Below are 19820 nucleotides of genomic sequence, written 5' to 3' on the forward strand. Positions count from 1 at the left end.
CTACAACCCCGTGTGGTCGGCGATATACGCCTTCATTTGCGCGACATCGGCAGGCATCACGACGTAGCGCTGCGGCAGCGCCTCGATGTCGTCGAAACCGGCCGGACGCTCGGCATCGGTGCCCAGCGCTTCGAGGATCGTCTCGTTGAACTTGGCGGCCAGCGCCGTCTCGAGCACGATCATCGGCACGCGCGGCGCCATGTGCTCGCGCGCGACCTTGATGCCGTCGGCGGTGTGGGTGTCGATGGTGATGTCGTAATCGTCGGCCACATCGCGGATCGTGTCGAGGCGGTCGTTGTGCGTCGAGCGGCCAGAAGCGAAGCCGAAGCGCGCCACCTGCTTGAATTCGTCGCCATCGCTGCCCGGCTTGCCGGACAGGTCGAAGCCGCCATGCGTGTCGACCTTGCGGAACAGCGCGTGCGTACGCTCGGCGTCGCGCCCGACCAGGTCATACACGAAGCGCTCGAAGTTCGATGCCTTCGAGATATCCATTGACGGGCTGCTCGTGTGGAACGTCTCGGCCGCCTTGCGCACGCGGTACACGCCTGTTCGGAAGAATTCGTCGAGTACATCGTTCTCGTTGGTAGCGGCCACCAGCTTGTCGATCGGCAGGCCCATCATGCGGGCGATGTGGCCGGCGCAGATATTGCCAAAGTTACCCGACGGGACGGTGAACGAGACCTTCTGGTCGTTGCTCGTCGTCGCGGCCAGGTAGCCGCGGAAGTAGTACACCACCTGCGCCACGACGCGTGCCCAGTTGATCGAATTGACGGTGCCGATCTTCTGGCGCGCCTTGAACGTCAGGTCGTTCGACACGGCCTTGACCAGGTCCTGGCAATCGTCGAAGTTGCCCTTGACGGCGATATTGAAGATGTTCGGATCTTGCAGGCTGAACATCTGCGCGGTCTGGAATGCGCTCATGCGCCCGTGCGGCGACAGCATGAACACGCGCACGCCCTTCTTGCCGCGCATCGCGTATTCGGCGGCGCTGCCGGTGTCGCCCGAGGTCGCGCCAAAGATGTTCAGTTCATCGCTGTGCTTGGCCAGCGCATACTCGAACAGGTTGCCGAGCAACTGCATCGCCATGTCCTTGAACGCCAGCGTCGGCCCATTTGACAGCGCCTGCAGGATCAGCTTGCCATTGCGGCCGTCTTCCAGCACGCGCAGCGGGGTGATCTCGGCGGCGGACTCGCCGGCACGCGCGTTGCAGTACACGGCGGGCGTATAGGTGCGCGTCGTGATGGCCTTGAGGTCGGCATCTGGAATGTCGGTGGCAAACTTGCGCAGGATCTCGAAGGCCAGGTCGGCGTACGACAGCGTGCGCCATGTGTCAAGCTCGGCGCTCGTGACCTGTGGGTACTCGGCTGGCAGGTACAGGCCGCCGTCCGGGGCGAGGCCGCCGAGCAGGATGTCACAGAAGTTCTCGGGATTGCGTGCTGCGGACGCGCTCGTCGCGCGGGTGGACACATAGTGCATACGGTTGTAGATCCAGTTGGCTCGGGTGGATCGTCAATTATAGTGGGAGCCAGAGAAATTGTATGCTGTGCTGCAAAAAAGTCATGTCACCCAATAAAATTGGGCGGCCGCTGCCCTGGCCGCCCAACGATTGCCGAGGCGCAGTCAACGTTAAATAGTGCCGAGCTGTGAACTGATGAGCACTTTTGTGGTCCAACCCCTGTCGTCAGCGCCAGGAGTCGAGCATGAAAGCACCCCGTTTCACGCGTTGGTTCGCCAACTTGCCATTGCTGAACGTCCCGCAGCGCCGGCAGGTGCTGGATGCCTTGCATCCTGCCGACGGGCTCGGCCAGGTCGTCGCACTCATCGCGCACGCCAGGTCGCCGGGCCGCTGTTGCCCTCGCTGTGGCAGCGTGCGCTGTAACCGGCACGGGTTCGCCAACGACCTGCAACGCTTCCGCTGCTGCGATTGCGGACGCACCTTCAATGACCTCACCGGCACGCCTCTGGCGAGGCTCAGGCACAAGGCCAAGTGGCTCGCCTATTCACAAGTTCTGCTCGATTCACTGCCTGTACGCAAGGCGGGAGACCTGGTTGGCGTGCACCGCAACACGGCGTTCCGCTGGCGCCACCGCTTCCTGCATTGGATCAAGCTCGACCGGCCGACGACCCTGAATGGCATCGTCGAAGCCGATGAAACCTTTCTGCTCGAATCCCAGAAAGGTTCGCGCGCGCTCGACCGGCCCGCGCGGCGGCGGGGTGGCCGCGCCGCCAGGCCCGGCATTTCCGGAGAACTCGACTGCATTCTGGTGGCGCGTGACCGCAACGGAGGCACGGTCGATGCCGTCACGGGCCGCGGCGCATTGACAGCCGCGCAGCTCGAACGCGACTTGCTGCCCAGACTCGATCCCCAGTCCTTTCTGGTCAGCGATAGCCATTTGGCCTACAGGGCTTTTGCACGCAAGCACGGGATCACGCATGAGACCGTCAATCTGCGTGCGGGCGTACGGGCCAGTCGCCTGGGCAGCCTGGCCATTCACGTGCAAAACGTGAATGCCTATCATCAGCGCTTCAAGGATTGGTTGCGGGGCTTTCGCGGTGTGGCGTCGCGCTATCTCGCCAACTATCTGGGTTGGCGCTGGGCTCTGGATGGCGAGAGAGTACGTTCACCAGAACAATTGCTGCACATCGCAATCAGAGTCATCAATACGTAATGCTGACTGCGCCATTGCCGAACTTGCCTGAATCAGCAATAAGCTCAGCAGGCGGCGTGATTCACCGTCACGACGTGGATCGCCAGGCCGCCCAGCGACGTTTCCTTGTACTTGACCTGCATGTCCGCGCCAGTCTGGCGCATCGTTTCGATCACGCTGTCCAGGCTCACGAAGTGCACGCCGTCGCCCTTGAGCGCCAGCGAGGCCGCCGTGATCGCCTTGATCGCGCCCATGCCGTTGCGCTCGATGCACGGGATCTGCACCAGGCCACCGATCGGATCGCACGTCATGCCCAGATGGTGTTCGATGCCGATTTCGGCCGCGTTCTCGATTTGCTCGTTGGTGCCGCCCAGTGCGGCGACCAAGCCGGCAGCGGCCATCGCGCACGCCACGCCGACCTCGCCCTGGCAGCCCACTTCGGCGCCCGAGATCGATGCGTTCTTCTTGCACAGCATGCCAATCGCCGCAGACGTAAGCAAAAAGTCGCGCACGCCGCGCTGCGGATCGATCGGGCGGCAGTCTTCGGCGTAGTAGCGCAGCACGGCCGGGATGATGCCGGCGGCGCCGTTGGTCGGCGCCGTGACGACGCGGCCACCGGCGGCGTTTTCTTCGTTGACGGCCATCGCGTACAAGCTGACCTGCTGCACGGCGTCGTGCGGCAAGGCGTTCTGGGGCTGGGTTTCCTGCGCCTGCTTCCACAGGGCTGCCGCGCGGCGGCGCACGTTCAGGCCGCCCGGCAGGCGCCCTTCCGTCTTCAGGCCCTGGCAGATACAGTCGCGCATCACGCGCCACAGGCGATCCAGGCCCGCATCCAGATCGGCGTCGCTCATGCGCACGCGCTCGTTCGCGCGCAGCATGTGCGGGATCGTCAGGCCGTGCGTGCGGCCATGCTCGAGCAGCTGGACCATCGTGTCGAACGGGAACGGCACCGGCGTGCCGACCGGTTCCACGGTGCGCGCCTGCGCTTCACCGGCTGCGGTGATGAAGCCGCCGCCGACCGAGTAATAGATGCGCTCGATGATGCTGCCGTCACGCAGCTGCAGCACGAATCGCATGCCGTTCGGGTGTTCGGGCAGCGTCGAGGCCTTGTGCCACACCAAGTGGACACGGGCGTCGAACGGCACGGTCTTGATGCCCAGCAGTGCGATCTGTCCATCGAGCGCGGCGAGGTCGAGCTTGTCGTCGACCGACGCTGGATCGAGCTCCTGCGGCGTCTCGCCCATCAGGCCCAGGATCACCGCCTTGTCGGTCGCATGGCCGACACCCGTCAGCGCCAGCGAACCGTACAGGTGCGCCTCGACGCCGACCGCTTCGTCCAGCATGCCGATCTCCAGCAGAAAGCGGCGCGCCGCGACCATCGGACCCACCGTGTGGGAACTCGACGGGCCGATGCCGATCTTGAACAAATCAAACACGCTCATGTCCATCTTGTGTCTCCTGCTTTTTTATTTTAAGGCGAGGTCTTACGCTGCTGCCTTGATGCCGACATCGATATTGGCCAGCATCGAGTCGACCATTTCATCGATGCCGATGCGCGATTGCCAGCCCCAGTCCGCGGTCGCGCGGCTGTCGTCCAGGCTTTTCGGCCACGAATCGGCGATCTGCTGGCGGCTGTCCGGGGCGTAGGCGATGCCGAAATCAGGGCGCGCCTTTTGAATGGCGGCGGCCAGTTCGCGCGGGTTGAACGAGACTCCGGCCACGTTGTACGACGAACGGATCGCGACCTGTTCAGCGGGCACTTCCATCAGCTTGATGGTGGCGCGGATCGCGTCGGGCATGTAAATCATCGGCAGCGTGGTCTCGGGGCCGAGGAAGCATTCGTAGGTCTCGCCGCGCAGCGCCGCGTGGAAGATCGCGATCGCGTAGTCGGTGGTGCCGCCGCCCGGTGGCGACTTGTAGCTGATGATGCCGGGATAGCGGATGCTGCGCACGTCCACGCCATACTTGCTGTGATAGTACTCGCACAGGCGCTCGCCGGCCAGCTTGCTGATGCCGTAGATCGTGGTCGGGTCCATGATCGTGAATTGCGGCGTCTGTTCGCCCGGCGTGTTCGGGCCGAAGGCGGCGATCGACGATGGCCAGAAGACTTTCAGTGGCTTGCCGGCGTCGCCCCGTTCGCGCGCGATCTCGAGGATGTTGAGCAGGCCGTCCATGTTCAGGCTCCAGGCCTTCAGTGGCGCTTTTTCGCCAGTGGCCGACAGCATGGCAGCCAGCTGGTAGACCTGGGTGATGTCTTCGTCGGCGATCAGGCTTGCCAGCGCGTCGTTGTCCAGCACGTTCAGGCGGGTGTAGCGCGCGGCGCCGTACAGGTTGGTCTCGCCGATGTCCGACGCGATGACGTTCTGCGCGCCGTGGCGCTCGGCCAGCGCGCTGACCAGTTCACTGCCGATCTGGCCGTTGGCGCCGATGATGAGGATGCGTTCCATGCTGTGATTCCTTGCGTGTTTATTTATTATTGTTGCTTGATAATGCCCAGCTCGCGGCCGGCTTGTTCGAATGCCTTGAGCACGATGTCCAGCTGTTCACGGGTGTGCGCTGCCGACAGCTGCACACGCACGCGCGCCTGGCCCATCGGCACCACCGGATAGAAGAAGCCCGACAGCAGCACGCCCAGTTCGAACATGCGCGCGGCGAATTTCTGCGCGACCGGTGCGTCGAACAGCATCACCGGCACCACCGGGTGCGTGCCCGGCTTGATGGTAAAACCAATGCGCTCGATCTCGGCGCGGAAGTACGCGGTGTTCTCCATCAGGCGGTCGCGCAGTTCGGTCGACTTCGAGATGCGCTCAAGCACCGCGAGCGATGCGCCGGCAATCATCGGTGCCAGCGTGTTCGAGAACAGGTACGGGCGCGATTTCTGGCGCAGCGTTTCGATCACTTCCTTCTTGCCCGACGTGAAACCGCCCATCGCGCCGCCCAGGGCCTTGCCCAGCGTGCCGGTGATGATGTCGATCTTGCCGATCACGCCGCAGTGTTCGTGCGTGCCGCGGCCGGTCGCGCCCATGAAGCCCGATGCATGGCACTCGTCGATCATCGTCAGCGCGCCGTACTGCTCGGCCAGTGCGACGATCTTGTCCAGCTGGGCAATCGTGCCGTCCATCGAGAACACGCCGTCGGTGACGATGATCTTGTGGCGCTTGCCCGCTTCGGTGGCCGCGATTAGCTGCTTTTCGAGATCCGCCATGTCGTTGTTGGCATAGCGGTAGCGCGCCGCCTTGCACAGACGCACGCCGTCGATGATCGACGCGTGGTTCAGCGCGTCCGAGATGATCGCGTCGTTCTCGTCGAACAGCGGCTCGAACACGCCGCCATTAGCGTCGAACGCGGCGGCGTACAGGATCGTGTCTTCGGTGCCCAGAAATGTCGACAGCGCCGCTTCCAGCTCCTTGTGCACGGTTTGCGTGCCGCAGATGAAGCGCACCGACGACAGGCCGTAGCCGTACTTTTCAAGCGCGGCGGCGGCGGCTTGCTGGGTTTCCGGATCGCCCGCCAGGCCCAGATAGTTGTTGGCGCACATATTGATCAGGGTGCGGCCATCTTGCGCGACCACTTCAGCGCCCTGGCGCGAAGCCAGCACGCGTTCTGGCTTGAACAAGCCATCGCTACGCAAGGTGTCGAGTTTTTGCTGCAGGCCGCTGTAGAAAGTCTGGTCGCTCATGGTGTTTTTCCTGTTCCGTGGATGGTCCGGCTTGACCGGCAGTTGGCGGATGCTGTACCGTGGGTTTGTTCGATGTAGAAGACTTATCCTGTATATCGAACAAAGATTCAATATAGTGGATATTACCCGCGCCCAATGGACTTGGCAAGCCGGTCCTCAACACCTTATGCGGCAATGAATACAATTTCAACCAACAACGCGCCACCCGAAGTCGGCGCCACACTGCAACGCCTGCGCCTGGCCCGTGGCCTGACGCTCGAAGACCTGTCGCGCATTGCCGGCGTCTCGAAATCGATGCTGTCGCAGATCGAACGCGAAAAAGCCAACCCCACCATCGCCATCACCTGGCGCCTGGCCAATGCACTGGGCGTGCAGATCAGCGAACTGCTGTCGTCCGACGTGCGTCCGACGGAACTCATCCGGCTGGTGGACGCGCACGAAATCCCCACGCTGCCGGGCGCGCACGCCGGCTATTCGCTGCGCATCCTCGGCCCGATGGATTTGGCCGGCAAGTATGAATGGTATGAGCTGACGCTGGCGCCCGGTGGCGAACTGGCATCGCAGGCGCATGATCCCGGCACGGGCGAACACCTGACAGTGATCACGGGGACCGTGGAGCTGGAAGTGGGGCTTGAAAAGAAAAAGGTGCGCCACGGCGCGACGGCGCGCTACCCGGCCGACCAGAATCACGTGATCCGCAATACGGGCAAGACCGAGGCCAAGGCGGTGCTGGTGGTCGTGCACCGTTAGTAGAAACACCAAGCGACAGACACACAAAACAACATGGCCGCCGGATCGCTCCGGCGGCCATGTTTGCATGCGCCTGTTGTTACTTGGCGCCGGCGGCCGTCACGGCGGCGTCATTCATGTGCAGCTCGCGCGACAGGAAGCCCCAGCGGTCCGCCACTTCCTCGATCTGCTTGCTCGTCGGCTTGCCCGCACCGTGACCCGCCTTGGTGTCGATGCGGATCAGGATCGGCGCGCTGCCGGCCTGCGCCGCCTGGGCAGCGGCGGCGTACTTGAAGCTGTGCGCCGGGACCACGCGGTCATCGTGGTCGGCCGTCGTGACCATCGTGGCCGGATAGCAGGTGCCAGCCTTCAGGTTGTGCAGCGGCGAATACTTGACCAGCGCCTTGAATTCGTCCGGGTTCTCGGACGAACCGTAATCCGAGGTCCAGGCCCAGCCGATCGTGAACTTGTGGAAGCGCAGCATGTCCATCACGCCCACCGACGGAATCGCGGCCGCGAACAGGTCCGGGCGCTGCGTCGTGGCTGCGCCGACCAGGAGGCCCCCGTTGCTGCCGCCGCCAATGGCCAGCTTCTGCGGCGACGTGACCTTGTTCTCCACCAGCCACTCGGCCGCGCCGATGAAGTCGTCGAACACGTTCTGCTTTTGCAGCTTGGTGCCGGCCTGGTGCCAGGCTTCGCCGTATTCGCCGCCGCCGCGCAGATTGGCGACCACATACACGCCGCCCATTTCCATCCATGCCAGATTGGCCGGCGAGAAGGCAGGCGTGAGCGAGATATTGAAGCCGCCATAGCCGTACAGGTAGGTCGGGTTCTGGCCATTCATCTTCAGGCCCTTCTTCGACACGATGAACATCGGGACCTTGGTGCCGTCGCGGCTCGTGTAGAACTGCTGACGCGTTTCATAGTCGGCCGGGTTGAACGCGACCTTCGGCTGGCGGAACACGGTGCTCTGACCCGTCGTCATGTTCAGGCGGTAGATCGTGGTCGGGCTGGTAAAGCTGGTATAGGAATAGAAGGTCTCGGTGTCGCCGCGCTTGCCCGACAGGCCGGCAACGGTACCGATCCCCGGCAATGCGATCTCGCGCACCGGCTTGCCGTCGAGCGACACCACACGCACGACGCTGCGGGCATCCTTCAGGTATTCGAGCACCAGCTGGTTGTTGACGATGTCGGCGCCAGCCAGCGTGTCGGCGCTTTCGGCAACGACCTCTTTCCAGTTGGCCTCCGCCGGTTTGCTCACGTCGATCGCGATGATGCGCTTCTTGGGCGCCTTGCGGTCGGTGCTGAAATAGAACACGCTGCCGACGTTGTCGATGAAGTCGTAGCCGGCGTCGAAGTTGTCGATCAGGTCGACCACTTTCGCGTCCGGCTTCGACAGGTCCTTGTACGACACGCGGTACTTCGGCGCCGTGCCCTTGGTGGTGGTGATGATCAGGTAACGGCCGTCGTCCGTGGTCCGGCCGCCGAAGCCCCATTCCTTCTGGTCGGCGCGGTCATACACCAGCGTGTCGGCGCTTTGCGGCGTGCCGACGCGGTGGTAGTACAGCTTCTGGAAGTAATTGACGTCGGCCAGCTTGGTCGCTTCCTTCGGCTCGTCGTAGCGGCTGTAGAAGAAGCCCTTGCCATCCTTGGTCCAGGCGGTGCTCGAGAACTTGACCCACTTGATGTGATCCGGCAGGTCCTTGCCGGTCTCGATGTCGCGCAGCTTGATCTCGTTCCAGTCCGAGCCCGACGCGGCGATGCTGTACGCCAGCAGCTTGCCGTCGGGGCTCACTTCGGTGCCGGCCAGGGCCACAGTGCCGTCGGCGGCCAGCTTGTTCGGGTCGAGCAGCAGGCGCGGCTCGTCATTCAGGTTTTTCAGAGTGTACAGGACCGCCTGGTTCTGCAGGCCATCGTTGCGCGTATAGAAGTAGCGGCCACCTTCCTTGCCCGGCACGCTGTAACGCTCGTAGTTCCACAACTGCGTCAGGCGCTGGCGGATCGCTTCGCGTTGCGGGATTGCGGCCAGGTAGGCCTGGGTAACCTTGTTCTGGGCGTCGACCCACATCTTCGTTTCGGCGCTGTTGGCGTCTTCGAGCCAGCGGTACGGATCGGCGACGACGGTGCCGTGGTAATTGTCCGTCTGGTCGACTTTCTTCGTCACCGGATAGGTCGGCCCGGTGCCTTTGGTGGAACAGCTTTGTGCGAGCGCCGGATTGGCGCTGAAGGTCGTGGCCAACACGGCGGCAAGCGTGGCAAGTTTCATGTGCATGTTGTTCTCGGTCTGTGAATGATGAGGTCGGCTTGTGGCCGCAGGGCATCATAGCGCGAAACGACAACAGTGCAAACCGCCCGCCGCGACGGCTACATCAGGCCAAGGGCGCGCTTGGCCGAGAGATTGCCGGCGCCCGCCGCATGGCGGTACCAGTACAGGGCGCGCGCACTGCTGGCCGCCACGCCCAGACCGCGCGCGTACATATGCGCCAGCTGGACCTGCGCGGCCACGTGCCCCTGCAAGGCGGCCTTGCGGTACCACGCCATCGCCAGCGGATGGCTGACCGTGACGCCCAGCCCGTGCAGATAGCCGTGCGCCAGCTGCGCCTGCGCGCGCGCCATGCCCTGCTCGGCCGCACGGTAAAACCAGCTCATTGCAGTGGGATGCGACAGCGTCACGCCACGGCCCTTGCGGTACAGCAGGCCGAGATTGTATTGCGCCGAGCGATCGCCCTGCTGCGCGGCGCGGCGGAACCAGCACGCAGCGAGCGCGTGGTCGGGCGGCACGCCCCGGCCGCTGTAGTGCAAGGCGCCGAGATGGTTCTGCGCATAGGCCAGGCCGTGCGAGGCGGCGCGCGCCAGCCAGACGACGGCCTGCGCGTCGTCGCGCTCGACGCCGTGGCCGCGCAGGTAGAGCTGGGCCAGGTTGAACTGGGCGTACGGGTTGCCTTGCCAGGCAGCGCGGTGATACCAGGAGAACGTCGCGGCGCCGGCGCGGGCGGCATGGTCGGAGCTCATCCAGATCCTTTCGGCAAGTCGTGCGAACGGCCGCAGGCGCAGCCGATTCCATTGCCAAAAGTTTAAGTAGATCGGGGCTACGCGGTTTGCGAGCGCACAATCAGGCGTCAGGCGAAATCAGCTGAGATTAGCTGCAATGCGCCTCGGCAGCCATCCGGCGTTCGCGCACGGTGGCCGCATATTTTTCCAGAAATACCGGGATTTTGGCGGCAGCAACCTTGTTGATCGACACCAGCAGACTCGGCTCGACGCGCTCGATGCCGCAGGTGCGGCCGAGATGCCGCGCGGCATGCAGCAGCACGTCAGCAGCGACCTGGGCGTCGGCCTCGGCCCGGTGGGCCGTGCCGACAAAGGGAATGCCAAGCTGGCTCGACAGCTGGCCCAGCTTGTAGCTGACCAGGCCCGGGAACAGACGGCGCGACAGTTTCAGCGAGCACACGAGGCCCACGTGCTGCGTCGTGCGGCCCAGGCGCGCGCCTTCGGCCTTCAAAAACTTTTCGTCGAAGCTGGCGTTGTGCGCCGACAGCACGTCGCCGCCGATGAAGTCGAGCAGCTCAGGCACGACCTGGTGCGAAGGCGGCGCACTGTCGACCATCTGTTGCGTGATGCCGGTCAGGGCCGTGATGAACGACGGCACGCGCACGCCGCAATTGACAAGCGAGACATAACGCTCGGTCACTTCGCCGCCAACGATGCGCAGCGCCGCCACTTCCGTGATGCGGTCGCCCATGTCGGGCGACAGGCCGGTGGTCTCGAAGTCGAGCATCACCAGCGGTCGGTCGTACATACTCATCCTTGCTCCTTTGTGTGCTTTTCCAGCGGGGTGTCAGCCGAACTTGCGTAGCGCGTCGAGCGCCAGGCCGGTGCCGATGCTGCCGAACAGGTCGCCCTCGACGCGGCGCGCATCCGGCACCATCGCACCAATCCGCGCGCGCAGCAAGCCCACGCCGCTCGAACCACCCGTGAAAAAGACCGTGTCGACATCGGCCGGCCTGACGCCGGCATCGGCGAACAGCTTGCCGACGGTCGTGGCGACCTGCTCGACCAGCTGCGCGATCGCCGCTTCGAACTGCGCGCGCGCGATGTCCAGCGACTCGGGTGGCGACAGGCGATCGAGCTGCAGATTGACCATGTCGGCATCGGACAGCGCAATCTTGGCGCCCTCGACCTGCATCGCCAGCCAGTGGCCGGCGCGGTCGTCGATCAGATTCTGCAGACGCGCGATGCGGGCCGGTTCGGCCGCGTCGCGCGCCAGGTCGGCCAGTTGCGTCACGCTCTTTCGCGTATAGGCCTGGTTGATCGTGTGCCAGGTGGCCAGATTGAAGTAGTAGCTCGACGGGATCTCGGCGCCCGAGCGCAATTTGCTGCCGTAGCCGAGCAACGGCATGACGCTCGCCAGGCTCAGGTACTTGTCGAAATCGGTGCCGCCGATGTGCACGCCGCCGTTGGCCAGGATATCGTCGCGGCGGTCGGGCCGGCCGGCGCGCTCGGGGCCCAGGCGCACCAGCGAAAAGTCGGACGTACCGCCGCCGATGTCGGCGATCAGGACCAGTTCTTCGCGGTCGATGCGCGATTCGTAATCGAAGGCGGCGGCGATTGGCTCGTACTGGAAGCCGATGTCGCGAAAGCCAACCGAGCGCGCCACGTCGAGCAGCGTATCCTCGGCCAGCTGGTCGGCCTGGGCATCGTCGTCGATGAAGAACACGGGGCGCCCGAACACGGCGCTCTGGAACGGCTGGCCGGCCTGTGTTTCGGCGCGGTGCTTGACCTCCCCGATGAACTGGGCCAGCAGCGAACGGAACGACACGGAACGGCCCGCGACCTCGGTCTGGCCATCGATCAGGCTCGTGCCCAGCAGGCTTTTCAGCGAGCGCATCAGGCGGCCTTCGTAGCCTTCGAGATATTCGGCAAGCGCGGCGCGGCCATAGCTGACGCGGTCGTCGTCGGCGTTGAAAAACACCACCGACGGCAGCGTGGGCTTGCCGTCCTCGAGGGTCAACAGCGCCGTCGGGGCGGATTGCATCATGCCGGGCCGATACCAGCCGACCGTGGAATTTGACGTGCCGAAGTCAACGCCGCAAGCGTGCACCATAGGAACCTTTATCTTGAAGGGGCGGTATGGTAACAGATTCCGTCGAGTATCGCTCCCCCGCTTCCCGCTGTAAGCAAGCTCTTACAGGGAGGCGGCAGGCGTACCGATATGGTGTGGTTGGTGAACACCGGATAATCGCCGGGCAATGCACTGCCGGTGCTGTACGCTGGCCACGACAACAATAAAGCAGAAAGATTGACCGCATGAGCAATACCCCCCACGCTGGCGCCGTCGTTGTTCATGGCGGCGCCGGCACGTCGCGCGACCATGAAGACGGTTGCGTGCTCGCCGCGCGCCGCGCCCTGGCGCAACTGGAAATCAATGGCGACGCACTCGGCGCCGCCATCGGCGCCGTGACCACGATGGAAGACGATGGCCGCTTCAATGCCGGCAGCGGCTCGGTGCTGGGCCTGGATGGCGCCACGGTTGAAATGGACGCGGCGATCATGGACACGCGCGGCCGCCTTGGCGCTGTCGCCTGCGTGCAGTCGGTGAAGAACCCGGTGCGCCTGGCGCGCGCGGTGGCCGACACGCCGCACTGGCTGCTCGTCGGCGAAGGCGCCAGCCGCTTCGCGCGCACGATCGGCATGCCGGACGCCGCTCCGGTGACGGAACGCCAGCGCACGGCGCACCGCAAGCTGCTCGCGCAACTGGCCGGTTCGATGCCGGTGATGCCGGGCCTGGACCGCGACCTGATCGACCACTACTGGAATTACAATACGCCGGTGCGCTTGCCCGAAGGCGTGGCCTGCGACACCGTTGGCGCCGTCGTGCGCGGCGCCGATGGCCACTTTGCCGTGGCCTGTTCGAGCGGCGGCTCGGCGCCGGCCCTGCTGGGCCGCGTTGGTGACGCGCCGATCATCGGCAGCGGCTTTTTTGCCGGCCCGGAAGGCGCCGTCGCTGCCACCGGCATCGGTGAACAGATCGTGCGCCATCTGCTGGCGCGCACCGTGTACGGCTGGATTGCCGATGGCATCCCGCTGACCGATGCGCTGCAGCGCGGCGTCGCTTTATTCACCCCGGACATCAAGGTCGGCCTGATTGCGGTGAGCCGCACGGACGCCGGCGCTTTCAGCAACAGTGATATGCCCACTTCGAAAATGGTACAACGATGAACCAGGAAATGAACGCACCGCGCAACGGCCACCTCGTCATCATCGGCGGCCATGAAGACCGCCAGCACGACATGCAGATCCTGTCGCGCTTTATCGAACTGGCCGGCGGCCCCGACGCGCGCATCGTCGTGATCACGGCCGCCAGCCAGATCGCCGACGAGATGTGGCACATCTACGATGATGCCTTCGGCGCACTGGGCGTAACGCGCCACAGCCACCTCGAAATCACGAGCCGCGACGACGCCAACGACGAAAACTTCGTGCGCCAGGTCGCCGAAGCCGATGGCATCTTCATGACGGGCGGCGACCAGAAGCGCCTCCTCGCGCTGATCGGCGGCACGGCGCTGGACGCCGAAATGCACGCCGCGCTGAAGGTGCGCGGCGCGACCATTGGCGGCACCAGCGCCGGTGCATCGGCGATGTCGGGCCACATGCTCGCGCAGGGCCGCACCGACTTGCTGCCCGAAAAAGGCTCGGTCAGTCTGGGCGCGGGCCTGGGCTTTTTGCACCGCGTGGTCGTCGACCAGCATTTCTCGGAGCGTCAGCGTCTGTCGCGCCTGCTGTCGATCGTCGCGCAGAACCCGTACCTGCAAGGCATCGGCATCGATGAAGACACGGCGCTCGTGATCGAGCGCGGCGTGGGCATCGAGGTGCTGGGCGAAGGCGCGGTGACTGTCGTCGACGGCCGGTCGATGAGCAGCAACGTGGCCGAGATCAAGGACCGGGCCATCCCGGAACTGATCGACGTGCGCCTGCACCTGCTGCCCGCTGGCGCCAAGTATTCACTGCCGATTGGCGATGAACAGGTGGGCAGGCGCATTCCTGCGTCGCTGCTGGACTTCCTGCAGATCGTCACGAAGCGCACGCCTCTCTCATGAAAGTGATCGAAAAGCGCCTGCTGCGGGGCCCGAACCTGTATGCCGAGACGCCGTGCCTGATGGCGGTGGTCGACAATCTGAATACCAAGGGACGTGGCTTCGGTGCGCGCCTGCTGGCGCTGATGCCGGAGCTGCCCGCGGCAGCGGCCGTGCGGCTGTCTGACGATGCGCTGCCTGTCGACGCGCTCGAACCCGTGATCATGGAACTGCAGCGCCTCGCGGGTGCGACCGGTGTGCAAGGTGCGACGCTGGCGGTCACGGGGCATGAACAGCGCCGGCGCATCGTGTGCGGTTACGGCGTCGAGCAGGTGGCGAGCGAAGCGCTGCGGGCCGGCGTCAAGCTGCTGACCGCGCTGACGCGCGATGAAGCGTTCGATCTCGATGCTACCGTTGCGGCGCTGCGCGAGATCGCTCTAGAGCATGCGATCGGCACCAGTACCGGCGCCGTGCTCGATGCGGCGCACCGGCGCGGCATTCCATCGCGCCGGCTGACGGACGACGCGAATCTGTTCCAGCTGGGCTGGGGCAGCCGCCAGAAACGCTTGCAGGCGACGATCACCGGCGCCACCAACTCGATCGCGGTGAGCATCGCCAGCGACAAGCACCTGACCAAGACCCTGCTCGCCCAGGCCGGCGTGCCGGTGCCGCGTGGCGAGGTCGTGACGACCAGCGTGGCGGCTCAGCGCGTCGCACGGCGCCTGGGCTGCGCAGTGGTGGTCAAGCCACTGGACGCGAATCAGGGCAAGGGCGTGACGGTCGATTGCGCGACGCCTGACAGCGTCGAACGGGCATTCGAGCACGCGCGGCGGCACGGTCGCCGCGTAATCGTCGAACAGTACCTGCGTGGACGCGACTACCGCGTGCTGGTCACGGGCGGCCGCATCGCCGCGGCATCGTGGCGGCGCCCGCCTGGCGTGACGGGCGATAGCCACTCGACGATCCGCGAGCTGGTTGAACTTGAAAACCGCAACCCGGCACGGGGCGACGGGCACACGAACATCCTGACCAAGATTCCGCTCGACGCACTGGCGCTCGAGACGCTGGCCAGCCAGGGCTACGAGCTCGATACGGTGCTCACGGCCGGCATCGGCGCCGACCTGCGGGGCAACGCCAACCTGTCCACTGGCGGCACCGCCGAAGACGTGACCGATCTGCTGCCGGAAGAAACGCGCGACATCTGCATCCGCGCCGCACGCACGATCGGCCTGGACATCGCTGGCATCGACATCATCTGCGACGACATCGCCCTGCCCTTGCGCGATCAGCGCGGGGGCGTCATCGAGGTCAATGCCGCGCCGGGGATCCGGATGCACCAGTATCCGAGCCGCGGCGCGCCGCGCGATGCGGGTGACGCCATCGCCCGTGCCCTGTTCGGCGACGACGACGGCCGCATTCCCGTGGTCGCGGTGACGGGCACCAATGGCAAGACCACCACGAGCCTGCTGATCGAGCACGTGGTGCGCCTGGCCGGCCTGCGCACCGGCGTCACGACGACCAGCGGTGTGTACCTGGACGGGCAGCTGGCGTATGAAGGCGACTGCACCGGCTACCATTCGGCGCGCAGCGTGCTGGGTTCGCCCGAGGTAGACTTCGCCGTGCTGGAAACGGCGCGCGGCGGCATCCTCAAACGGGGCCTGGCGTACGATCATTGCGACGTGGCGGTGGTGCTGAATGTCTCGGCCGATCATCTGGGACTGGATGGCATCGACACGATCGAGGATCTGGCCAGGGTCAAGGCGGTCGTCGCGGCCAGGGCGACGCGCGCGGTGGTGCTCAATGCCGAAGACGCGTATTGCGTGAAGATGGCGGACACGCTGGCCGACGGCGTCGAGATTATCTATTTCGCGCTCGACGCCGAAGACCAGGTCCTGGTGCCGCACATCGAACACGGTGGCCGCGGCGTCTACCTGCAGGATTCGACGATCGTACTGGCCGGGGGCGTGAGGCACGAGGCTTTGCTCGATGTGCGCGACATGCCCGTGTCACTGGGAGGTCGTGCGCGCTACAACATCGCCAACGCGATGGCGGCAGCGGCAGCGCTGATGGCCAGCGGCTTCAGCAACCGCGACATCGCCGCCGGCTTGCGCGGCTTTGTATCGGACAACAAGCACAATCCGCTGCGCTCGAACCTGTACGATGTCGATGGCGTGACCGTCGTCGTCGACTACGCCCACAACTGCGCCGCCTACGCCGCGCTGGCCGAGATGGCGCGCGCCATGACGGCCGGTCGCCTGGTCGGCGTCGTAGCCGCCCCGGGCGACCGCCGCGACGCCGACCTGATCGACATCGGCCGCACCTGCGCCGCCGGCTTCGACGAACTGGTCGTCTACGACAGCGAAGCGCGTGGCCGCGCCGCGGGTGAATCCGCAAGACTCATCGCCCGCGGCGCCCAGCTGGCAAAGATTGTGCCAGGCCACCTGCAGATCGAGCATGACGTCCACTGCGCCATCCGCCTGGGCCTGGCACGCTGCGTCCCGGGCGACGTCCTGGTCTTCGGGTGCGGCTCATCCATCTCCGAACTCACGGAAGCCCTCCGCCCCACCCGTCCGGACCTGGCGAACAAAATCGAGGCCGCCGCAATCTGAGCCCCAACGACAAACGGCCCCAAAAGGGCCGTTTTTTTACGCACCGTCAGTGCTCCGAATCAATTACCCAATAATTCGACACTGACCCCAATTAAACATTGCACTAGGACCCTAACTAAAGAAACTGAACAATTAGGGTCAGTGTCGAATTGTTTGACAACTTTTTCGAATCAGCAAGCCTGCATAAGATGAGACTGCTAAATTTGGGAGAAATTGCTCAACAATTCGACTCTGACCCTAATTAAATCGTTTGCCGCAGATTTGCCATTAGAAACTGAACAATTAGGGTCAGTGTCGAATTGTTTGATAACTTTTCCAGATTGGACGGACTCGATTAGCTGAGTCCGTTTAAATCTGGAGCAATTGCTCAATAATTCTACTCTGACCCTAATTGTTCGGGATCTTTGGGTTAGGCGGTTTGGGCGGCGATCAGGGCGGCGCTTTCGGGGTCGGTGACGCGGATGGCGTCGATGAACACTTGCAGGGAGGAGCCGCAGGCGAAGATCAGGACGTCGCCCGGGTTGCACAGGTCGAGGCCCAGACGGATGGCGTTGCCGACGTCGAGCTCGCGGTGCAGCGTGTCGCTGATGCCCACCACTTCTTCGGCGCCAGACAGGATCAGGTCGACCGCTTCGCCCGGTTCGCGGCCGCGGCTTTGCGATTCGTAGACCACCAGCTCGTCGAAACGCTCGCCGCAGACGCGGCCAACCTGTTCCAGGTCGGTGTCGCGGCGGTCGCCGGGCGCCGTCACGATGCCGATCAATTGACCGGGCAGCATGCCGCGCGCCATGTCGGCCATGGCGGCGTAGGCAGCCGGGTTGTGCGCGTAGTCGACGATGACCGTCACGCCGCGCACATCGAACATATTCGTGCGCAGCGGGTTCGTGCGGCCGTTCGAGACGAACGTCGACAGGCCCGCAGCGATGTGCAGATGGTTGAAGTTGGCGGCCATCAGGCCGGCGGCGGCCGCCAGTGCATTGGCGATATTGAAGCGTGCCAGCCCGCCGAACGAGATCGGCATGCTTTCCACCCGCAGCACGGCTTGCTGGCTGTGGCCGTCGGCCAGCACCACGGCGCCATCCTGCAGATAGGCGCCACGCCCGCCGTCTTCCAGGTGCTTGAGCATCACCGGGCTTTCCGGATCCATCGAGAAGAACAGCACTTCGGCGCCCGGCTTGACGCGGCGCGCCATCTGCACGCACAGCGCGTCTTCCGCGTTGAGCACGACCGCTTTCGAGGCCGACTGCGCCACGACAGCCTTCACCTGCGCCAGATCTTCGACCGTGTCGACGCCATCCAGGCCAAGATGATCGGCCGCGATGTTCAGCACGATCGCGACGTCGCAGCGATCGAACGCGAGGCCCCGTTTGAGGATGCCGCCACGCGCCGTTTCCAGCACGGCGACCTCGACTTCCGGTGCGCCCAGCACCGTGCGCGCCGACCAGTAGCCGGTGCAATCGCCCTTGACGACCTGCTTGCCGTCGATGAAGACGCCCTCGGTCGTCGTCACGCCCGTCACCTTGCCTGCCATGCGCGCCGCGTGCGCGACCAGCAAGGTGGTGGTGGTCTTGCCGTTGGTGCCGGTCAGCGCGATGACGGGAATGCGCCCGTCCGTATTGCCCATCAAGCCTTCGACGATGGCGTCGCCGGCATCGCGCGGCTCACCGGCGCTCGGGTACTGGTGCATGCGGATGCCCGGCGCGGCGTTCACTTCGATGACGGCGCCCCGCTGCGCTGCGAGCGGCTGCGCGATGTCCTTGCAGACGATGTCGATGCCGGCCACGTCCAGGCCGATCTTGGCGGCGGCCCGCACGCACAGCAGGCGCGTCGATTCCGGCAACTGGTCGGTCACGTCTTCGGCGGTGCCGCCGGTCGACAGGTTCGCATTGCCGCGCAGTTCGGCCGTGACGCCCACCGGCAGCACGCTGTCCACGTCAAAACCCTGGCGCGCCAGCATGTCGTTTGCGTGTTCATCGAGCGTGATGCGGGTCAGGATGGTCGCATGACCCGCGCCGCGCGCCGGGTTCGCGTTTTCGATCTCGACCAGCTGGCGCACCGTCAGGTTGCCGTCGCCGACAACGTGCGCCGGGCGGCGGCACGAGGCGGCGGCAACACGGCCGCAGGCCACGAGCACGCGGTAGTCGCGTCCTTCGACATGGCGTTCGACGATCACGCGCCGGCCGAAGCCACGGGCAAATTCGAAGGCCAGCGCTACATCGTCCGGCGTCGCGCAGGCCACCGTGACGCCCTTGCCCTGATTGCCGTCGAGCGGCTTGAGCGTGACCGGCACCGCCAGGCGCCGCGCCACGCGCTGCGCCGCTTCGACGGTGGTGACCACGTCGCCCTCGGGCACCGGCACGCCGGCTTCCTTCAACAATGCTTTCGTCAACTGCTTGTCGCTGGCGATCTTGACTGCGATGAAGCTGGTTTCGCCCGTCGTCGTCGCTTGCAGGCGCTTTTGCCGCACGCCCCAACCGAGCAGGAACAGGTTCGCTTCTTCGGTGATACGCTGGGTTGGGATACCCCGCTCGTGCGCTGCCGCTAACACAGCCGCCGTGCTGGTGCCGATCGCATAGCGCCCGGCGATGCCGCGCAGTTCTTCCAGACGCGGCTCGAGTGCGAACGCTTCGCCGCGCGCCAGCGCCGTCACCAGGCCCACCGCCAGGTCCAATGCCGGCTCGGCCAGCTTTTCGCAGGTGTACGCAACGACCACGCGGAACTGGCCCGGATGACCATTCACAGGGCGCGTACGGCCAAAGGTTGCGGGTGCGCCGGCCAGTGACTGCAGCTCGAGGGCGACGGTTTCGATCACGCGGCCCAGGTAGGTGCCGGCCGCCAGTCGCTGCGCGAAGCCGCCCGTGGCGCCATCGGACAGGCGCTCGCCGCGCAGTGCCGGCAGCAGGTCCAGCAGCGCATCGTTGAAGCCAGGGATATCCCGCGTCGAGAGGCCGTACAGGTCTTCCAGATCGAGGACGGACAGCAGGCAGGGTGAATCGGCGTGGACGTTCGGTCCGCGCAGAAAGCGTTGTTCCAGGATTTGCACGTTGGTGTTCCCTTGTTATCGTGTTGATGAAGCGACGGC

At 65.0% G+C, this 19820-nt stretch carries 14 protein-coding genes; 5 read left to right on the forward strand and 9 right to left on the reverse strand.

The annotated features are described in order from the left end of the window. A complete protein-coding gene (thrC, locus tag NX775_RS21880; protein WP_258837901.1) occupies positions 1–1476 on the reverse strand; it encodes a threonine synthase in 1476 nt (491 codons plus the stop codon). 224 nt (positions 1477–1700) lie between these two features. Here thrC and NX775_RS21885 point away from each other — a divergent pair, with 224 nt between their 5' ends. Then, positions 1701–2669 carry an IS1595 family transposase gene (locus NX775_RS21885; RefSeq protein WP_258837902.1) on the forward strand — a complete coding sequence of 323 codons (969 nt, stop codon included), beginning with the start codon at positions 1701–1703 and terminating at the stop codon, positions 2667–2669. Positions 2670–2713: 44 nt separating this feature from the next. Here NX775_RS21885 and NX775_RS21890 read toward each other — a convergent pair whose 3' ends face one another. The 3 genes from NX775_RS21890 to kbl are packed head-to-tail and all read right to left on the reverse strand — an operon-like array spanning position 2714 to position 6327. Next, entirely contained in the window at positions 2714–4096 is a 1383-nt protein-coding gene (locus tag NX775_RS21890) for an L-serine ammonia-lyase (protein WP_258837903.1), read from the reverse strand. A gap of 36 nt (positions 4097–4132) precedes the next feature. Next, on the reverse strand, positions 4133–5095 hold the full coding sequence (locus NX775_RS21895) for an NAD-dependent epimerase/dehydratase family protein (RefSeq protein WP_258837904.1): 963 nt from the start codon (positions 5093–5095) through the stop codon (positions 4133–4135). Positions 5096–5121: 26 nt separating this feature from the next. Next, positions 5122–6327: a glycine C-acetyltransferase gene (gene kbl / locus NX775_RS21900; RefSeq protein WP_258837905.1), complete on the reverse strand. Its 1206-nt coding sequence runs from the start codon at positions 6325–6327 to the stop codon at positions 5122–5124. A gap of 174 nt (positions 6328–6501) precedes the next feature. On the opposite strand from kbl, the gene NX775_RS21905 reads away from it, so the two are divergent. Continuing rightward, a complete protein-coding gene (locus NX775_RS21905; protein ID WP_258837906.1) occupies positions 6502–7077 on the forward strand; it encodes a helix-turn-helix domain-containing protein in 576 nt (191 codons plus the stop codon). A gap of 79 nt (positions 7078–7156) precedes the next feature. On the opposite strand, the gene NX775_RS21910 is transcribed toward NX775_RS21905, so the two are convergent. The 4 genes from NX775_RS21910 to NX775_RS21925 form a co-directional block, all read right to left on the reverse strand. Beyond that, positions 7157–9328: a prolyl oligopeptidase family serine peptidase gene (locus NX775_RS21910; RefSeq protein WP_258837907.1), complete on the reverse strand. Its 2172-nt coding sequence runs from the start codon at positions 9326–9328 to the stop codon at positions 7157–7159. 92 nt (positions 9329–9420) lie between these two features. Next, positions 9421–10068 (reverse strand): tetratricopeptide repeat protein, encoded by a 648-nt coding sequence (locus NX775_RS21915; RefSeq protein ID WP_258837908.1) that lies wholly within the window; start codon positions 10066–10068, stop codon positions 9421–9423. A 127-nt stretch (positions 10069–10195) separates the two neighbouring features. Continuing rightward, on the reverse strand, positions 10196–10855 hold the full coding sequence (locus NX775_RS21920; RefSeq protein WP_183553660.1) for a 3'-5' exonuclease: 660 nt from the start codon (positions 10853–10855) through the stop codon (positions 10196–10198). Between the two features lie 39 nt (positions 10856–10894). Next, positions 10895–12160, reverse strand: coding sequence for an Hsp70 family protein (locus NX775_RS21925; protein WP_258837909.1), 1266 nt, complete (start codon positions 12158–12160; stop codon positions 10895–10897). A gap of 203 nt (positions 12161–12363) precedes the next feature. Here NX775_RS21925 and NX775_RS21930 point away from each other — a divergent pair, with 203 nt between their 5' ends. The 3 genes from NX775_RS21930 to cphA (NX775_RS21940) are packed head-to-tail and all read left to right on the forward strand — an operon-like array spanning position 12364 to position 16738. Continuing rightward, positions 12364–13275 (forward strand): isoaspartyl peptidase/L-asparaginase, encoded by a 912-nt coding sequence (locus NX775_RS21930; protein WP_258837910.1) that lies wholly within the window; start codon positions 12364–12366, stop codon positions 13273–13275. A gap of 8 nt (positions 13276–13283) precedes the next feature. Next, the gene (locus tag NX775_RS21935; RefSeq protein ID WP_258837911.1) at positions 13284–14153 is read left to right on the forward strand and encodes a cyanophycinase; all 870 of its coding nucleotides are present in this window, start codon (positions 13284–13286) and stop codon (positions 14151–14153) included. Next, positions 14150–16738, forward strand: a complete 2589-nt coding sequence (cphA, locus tag NX775_RS21940; protein ID WP_258837912.1) for a cyanophycin synthetase — start codon at positions 14150–14152, stop codon at positions 16736–16738. The genes NX775_RS21935 and cphA (NX775_RS21940) overlap by 4 nt, the downstream gene beginning before the upstream one ends. Before the next feature lie 409 nt (positions 16739–17147). On the opposite strand, the gene cphA (NX775_RS21945) is transcribed toward cphA (NX775_RS21940), so the two are convergent. Beyond that, a complete protein-coding gene (cphA, locus tag NX775_RS21945) occupies positions 17148–19781 on the reverse strand; it encodes a cyanophycin synthetase (protein WP_258837913.1) in 2634 nt (877 codons plus the stop codon). Positions 19782–19820 lie beyond the last annotated feature (39 nt).

Origin of the sequence: Massilia aurea (assembly GCF_024753205.1) — a bacterium.
In the GTDB taxonomy this organism is placed as follows: domain Bacteria; phylum Pseudomonadota; class Gammaproteobacteria; order Burkholderiales; family Burkholderiaceae_D; genus Telluria; species Telluria aurea.